Raw genomic sequence first — 6,374 nt, forward strand, 5'->3', positions numbered from 1 at the left:
CCCGGAAGTTCACCCCGGCCGCCCGCACGGCGATGCGCACCTGGCCCGCGTCCAGGGCGACGGGCGTGGCACGAACCGGCCCGATCCCGTCCAGGGTGCCGGGAGTGACGGGGGCGAGGTGCCACGGCCCGGGCGGCGGGGCCAGCTCGTCACCCACCGGCCGCACCAGCCTCGGCACGAGGGTCCGCTCGCCCCGCACGGCGAGCTGGCCGCCGGAGGCCGACGGGTCGACGGCGGCGCCGGCCAGCACGGCGAGGGTCGCGGGGGTCAGCCCGCCGTCGACGTCGGCGAGGACGATCCGGCCCGGGTGCTCCGACTGCGCCGAGCGCAGCAGGCCCCAGACCGCCGCGGCTGCCAGGTCGGTGACCTGGTCGTCGTCGCCGGCGGCCACCGCGCCCCGGGTCACCACCACGAGCTTCGTGTCCGCCAGCGGCTCGGCGGCGAGCCAGGCCCGCAGCACGTCCAGGACGGAGTTGGTGACCGCTCGCACGGCCTCCGGCACGGTGGCGCCGGGCTCGCCGGCCGGCACCGTCAGCAGCACCTGCCGGGCCGTCGCCCCGCCCGCCGCCAGCGCCGCCACGTCCGCGAAGACCGGCACCTGCGGCAGCGCCTCCGTGGCCGGCCGGCCCAGCGCGGCCCACCCCGGAAGGTCGTCGACGCCCGCGATCTCGTCGGGCTGCCAGGCCACCTCGAACAGCGAGCGGGCGGGGGCGCCCCGGCTCGCCGTCCCGGTCATCTCCCGCAGCACCAGGGAGTCCACCGACACGACCGGCGCGCCCGTACCGTCGCAGGCAACCAGCCGCACCCCGGACCCGTCCCGCGTCAACCGCACCCGCAGCGCCCTGGCTCCCGAGGCGTGCACCTGCACACCCTCGAACGCGAACGGCACGCGCGGCCCGCCCGTCGCCTCCGCCGCCAGCAGCAGCGCCACGGGGTGCAGCGCGGCGTCCAGCAGCGCCGGGTGCACCCCGAACGCGCTCGCGTCTCCGGCCGCCCCGTCCGGCAGCGCCACCTCGGCGAACGCCTCACCGCCGGCCGTCCAGGCACGCCGCACGCCCTGGAACACCGGCCCGTACGACAGGCCGTGCTCCGCCAACGCCGGGTACCACCCGGTCAGGTCCACCTCGCTGGCACCCGGCGGCGGCCACGCGCCGACGCCCGGATCGTCGGCCGACACCGGTTCGAGCAGGCCGTCGGCGTGCCGCGTCCACTCGGTGTCGTCGTCCTCCTCTTGCTGGGAGTACACGGACACCGAGCGGACGGCGGAGCCGTCTGCCGCGCCGACGCGCACCTGCACGCGTACCGCACCGGACTCCGGCAGCACCAGCGGCGCCGCCACGGTCAGCTCCCGTACCCGCGACGCGCCCACCTCGTCGCCGGCGCGCACCGCCAGCTCCACCAGCGCGGTGCCCGGCACCACCACGGCGCCGCCGACCACGTGGTCCACCAGCCACGGGTGCGTCGACACCGACAGCCGGCCGGTCAGCACCACCTCGTCGTCGCCGGCGAGACGCACCGCCGCGCCGAGCAGCGGGTGCCCCGCCACGCCCAGTCCGGCACCCGACACGTCGCCGACCCGCCACGGCAGCACCTCGGGCCAGAACCGCTCCCGCTGGAAGGCGTACGTGGGCAGGTCGACCCGGCGCGCGGCGGTGTCGGTGAACCACTCCTGCCAGGTGACCGGCACCCCGTGCACGTGCAGCTCGGCCAGCGCCGCCAGCAGCGCCTGCGCCTCCGGCCGGTCCCGGCGCTGGACGGCGACGGCCAGCACGTCGTCGTCGGGCAGGACGTCGGCCGCCATCGCGGTCAGCACGCTCTGCGGGCCGATCTCCAGGAACGTGTCGACCCCGGCGGCGCGCAGCGCGGCGAGCCCGTCGGCGTGGCGCACCGCCTCGCGGACGTGCCGCACCCAGTACTCCGGGGTGCGGATCTCCTCGGTGTCGGCGAGCGCCCCGGTCAGGTTCGACACGATCGGCAGCGCGGGCGCGGCGAAGGTGAGCCGATCGACGATGCCGCGGAAGCGCTCCAGCACCGGCTCCATCAGCGGGCTGTGGAACGCGTGGCTCACCGTCAGCCGGCGGGTACGCACCCCCCGGTCCCGCCAGACCCGCTCGACCTCGTCCAGGGCCGCGACGGCACCGGAGACGACGACGGCGGTCGGGCCGTTCACGGCCGCGACGCCCACCCGGTCGGTCAGCCCGGCGATCGACTCCGCCACCGCGGCCTCGTCGGCGGCCACGGCGAGCATGCCCCCGCCGGCCGGCAGCGCCTGCATCAACCGTCCCCGCGCCGCCACCAGCAGACAGGCGTCCTGGAGGGACAGCACCCCGGCCACGTGCGCCGCGGCGATCTCGCCGATCGAGTGCCCGCCCACGAAGTCCGGCGCGACGCCGAACGACTCCACCAGCCGGAACAGCGCCACCTCGACCGCGAACAGCCCGGCCTGGGTGAACGCGGTCTGGTCCAGCAGCTCCGCCTCGGCGGAGCCCTCGGGCGCGAACAGCACCTCCTTGAGCGGGCGCGGCAGCAGCCGGTCCAGGTGCCCGCAGGCCTCGTCGAGGGCGGCGGCGAAGACGGGGAACTCGACGTACAGCTCCCGGCCCATGCCGGCGCGCTGCGCGCCCTGGCCGGAGAAGAGCACCGCCAGCGGGCCCCGGTCCCCGGCCTGGCCCGTGACGACCGTGCCCGACGGCTCTCCCGCCGCCAGGGCATCGAGGCCCGCAGACAGACCCGCGCGGTCCTCGGCGAGCACCACGGCGCGCCGGTCGAGCGTCGAGCGGGACACCACCGACGACCAGGCCACGTCGAGCGGACGCGGCTCGTCGTCATCGCCGAGCCAGCGGGCCCACCGGTCGGCCTGCGCGGACATCGCGGCCGGCTGCGCGGCGGAGAGCAGCACCGGCGCGACGGTCAGCCGACGGGGCGGGGCGGCCTCCTCGGTGGCCGGGTCGGGGGCCGGCGCCTGCTCCAGGATCAGGTGGGCGTTCGTGCCGCTCATGCCGAAGGACGACACGGCGGCCCTGCGGACGTGGTCGCCACCCGCCCAGGGGCGCGCCTCCTCCAGCAGGGACACGGCCCCCGTCGACCAGTCGATGTGCGGGGACGGCCGGGCGACGTGCAGGGTGGGCGGCAGCACGCCGTGCCGCATCGCCATCACCATCTTGATGACGCCGCCGGCGCCGGCGGCGGCCTGCGGGTGACCGATGTTCGACTTGAGCGAACCCAGCCACAGCGGCCGCTCGGCGGGCCGTCCCTGGCCGTACGTGGCCAGCAGCGCCTGCGCCTCGATCGGATCGCCGAGCCGGGTGCCCGTGCCGTGCGCCTCGACGGCGTCCACGTCGGCCGGGCTGAGCCGGGCGTTCTCCAGCGCCTGCCGGATCACCCGCTGCTGCGAGGGACCGTTGGGGGCGGTGAGGCCGCTGCTGGCGCCGTCCTGGTTGACGGCGCTGCCCCGGATCACGGCCAGGACCCGGTGGCCGTTGCGCCGGGCGTCGGAGAGCTTCTCGACGAGCAGCATGGCGACGCCCTCGGACCAGCCGGTCCCGTCGGCGTCGGCCGAGAACGCCTTGCACCGACCGTCGGAGGCGAGCCCCCGCTGGCGGGAGAACTCGACGAAGGCGCCGGGCGTGGCCAGCACGGTGACGCCACCGGCCACGGCGAGGGAGCACTCGCCGTCGCGCAGGGCCTGACCGGCGAGGTGCAGCGCGACCAGGGAGGAGGAGCAGGCGGTGTCGATCGTGACGGCCGGCCCCTCCAGCCCGAAGGAGTACGCCAGCCGCCCGGACATGACGCTGGCGGCGGTGCCGGTGAGGACGTAGCCCTCCGTGCCCTCGGGCAGTTGCCGCAGCACGGACGTGTAGTCCTGCCCCGCGGTGCCGACGAACACCCCGGTACGGCTGCCCCGCACCGACGTGGCGTCGATGCCGGCCCGCTCGAAGACCTCCCAGGTCACCTCGAGCAGGAGCCGCTGCTGCGGATCCATGGCCAGCGCCTCGCGCGGCGAGATGCCGAACAGGGTCGGGTCGAACAGGCCGGCGTCGCGCAGGAAGCCGCCCCGGTTGCTGTAGGTGGTGCCGGGGTGGTCCGGGTCGGGGTCGTAGAGCCCGTCGAGGTCCCAGCCCCGGTCGTCGGGGAACGTGCCGGTAGCGTCCACCCCGCCCGCGACCAGCTCCCAGAGGTCCTCCGGCGAGGCGACCCCGCCGGGGAACCGGCAGGCCATGCCGACGATCGCGATCGGCTCGGCGTCCTCGTTCTCCAGCTCGGTCAGGCGCCGGCGCGCCAGGCGGAGCTCGGAGGTCACCCACTTCAGGTGTTCGAGGAGCTTGTCTTCGTCCGCCATGACCCACCCGCCCAGAGCTTGCTATCGATCGGAATCTGTCGATTCGTTGACCACACCACCGCCGACGGACCGGCTTCGTGCACAGGTGGGTGGAGACATGGCCGTTCGGCCCACGAACCCGACACCTGTTCCTGATTCCGGTTTGTCGTGCCTGCTCAGGCGCCCGCCACGCCGGGCCGTCCCGCCGACACATGCCCGCCACCGTGACTGGACGGTACTGAGCGCCCATCACGCGCCCAACCCCTAGAGAACCCCTGATCGGCCGGCCCGCGAGGACGTCGCGGGCGGCCCCCGCCGAAGCGGTGACCAGCGACGCGACGGCCGCTCAGGCCGGCTGTCCGGCGACCGCCGGCAGGATGCGGCGCAGTCGCCCCGGAGGCGTCGAGCGGCGGCGCCACTCCCGTGGGTAGCCCACCGAGACCTCTTCGAACCGGACCCCGTCGTACCAGGTGGTGCGCGGGATGTGCAGGTGGCCGTAGACGGCGACGCGGGCGTCGAAGCGGACGTGCCAGTCCGCCGTCGCCTCGGTGCCGCACCACTGCGCGAACTCCGGGTACCGCAGGATCCGGGTGGGTTCGCGGACGAGCGGGAAGTGGTTGACCAGGACGGTGGGCAGCCCCCCGCGTTCCGCGGTGAGCCGGCGTTCGGTCAGAGCCAGTCGCGCCCGGCACCAGGCGTCCCGCGTCGGGTACGGGTCCGGGTGCAGCAGGATCTCGTCGGTGCAGACCACGCCGACCTCGTGCGCCCGGGCCAGGGCCTGCTCCCGGGTGTACGTCCCGGCCGGCCGGAAGGTGTAGTCGTAGAGCAGGAACAGCGGCGCGATCAGGACGGGGTCGTCGCCCTGCGGATCCCAGACGGGGTACGGATCCTCCGGAGTGACCACCCCGAGACCGCGGCACAGTTGCACCAGGTGCTGGTAGCGCGCCTCCCCGCGCAGCTGGATCGGGTCCTCCCGGGGAGTCCACAGCTCGTGGTTGCCGGGGGCCCAGATCACCTTGGCGAACCGGCGGCTGAGCAGTCCCAGCGCCCACTCGACGTCGCCGACGAACTCGCCGACGTCACCGGCGACGATGAGCCAGTCGCCGTCCCGTTCCGGCCGCATCCGCTCGACGATGGCCTTGTTCTCCGCGTGGACCACGTGCAGGTCACTGATGGCGAGCAACTGAGGCAGGCCGGATCCGGCCATGCGGACCTCCCGTCCATCCGGGGTACCGCACGCACCCACATCCGCACCGTTCGCCGCCGTCGGGCATGGCGAGAGGCCTGACGGGCTCTCACCCTACGGAGCCGGGGCCGCACAGGCACACCCCTAGACGGGCCGCGCGGACCCCTAGGCGGCCGCGACCTGGCCGACGCCGGTCAGATCACCGCGTCCCGCACCGTCAGGGACTCCCTGCCGTCCGGTCAGGACTTGCCGAACTCGCGCTGGATGATGTCGAACAGCTCCTCCCGGCTCGCCGACTCCAACTCCGCACCGGCCGCCGAGGCCGGTGCGGTGGCGGCGGGTCGTCCCCGCCACCTGGCCACCAGGTCCTCCAGCCGGCCGATCACCGCGTCGTCGACCTGGTCGCCGGGCAGGCCGCCGAGGAGTTGGTCGAGGCGCTCGATCTCCGCCACGATCGGCAGCGACGGCTGCTCGGGCGCCAGTTCGGCCCGCAGGTGGCCGGCGAGCGCGCTCGGGGTGGGGTGGTCGAAGACGAGGGTGGCGGGCAGCCCGATGCCCGTGCCGGCGGTCAGTCGGTTGCGCAGCTCGACGGCGGTGAGCGAGTCGAAGCCCAGTTCGAGGAAGCCACGGCCGGGCCTGATCCCGCTCGGTGTGGCGTGCCCGAGCACCGCCGCGGCGGTGCTGCGGACCAGGTCGAGCAGGATGCGGTCGCGCTCCGGTCCGGAGGCGGCGGCCAGTCGCTCGCGCAGCGCCGTCGCCGCGCCCCGGTCCTCGCGGCTCGGTGCCTCCTCCCCCTGCCCGGACTGTGCTTCGGGGATGTCGGTGAACAGGCGGCTCGGACGCAACGCCGTGAACGACGGCACGAACCGA

At 75.3% G+C, this 6,374-nt stretch carries 3 protein-coding genes; all 3 read right to left on the bottom strand.

Going from position 1 to position 6,374, the window contains the following annotated elements:
• A partial coding sequence (locus V6V16_RS27515; protein ID WP_334566816.1) for a type I polyketide synthase occupies positions 1 to 4,339 on the bottom strand: 4,339 nt, incomplete at its 3' end.
• Between the two features lie 325 nt (positions 4,340 to 4,664).
• Positions 4,665 to 5,525, bottom strand: coding sequence for a metallophosphoesterase family protein (locus V6V16_RS27520; RefSeq protein ID WP_334566819.1), 861 nt, complete (start codon positions 5,523 to 5,525; stop codon positions 4,665 to 4,667).
• Between the two features lie 218 nt (positions 5,526 to 5,743).
• Positions 5,744 to 6,374: phosphopantetheine-binding protein (locus tag V6V16_RS27525; protein WP_334566822.1), on the bottom strand; the 631-nt coding region annotated here is incomplete at its 5' end.

Origin of the sequence: Micromonospora sp. CPCC 205561 (genome assembly GCF_036906775.1) — a bacterium.
Taxonomy (GTDB): Bacteria; Actinomycetota; Actinomycetes; order Mycobacteriales; family Micromonosporaceae; genus Micromonospora.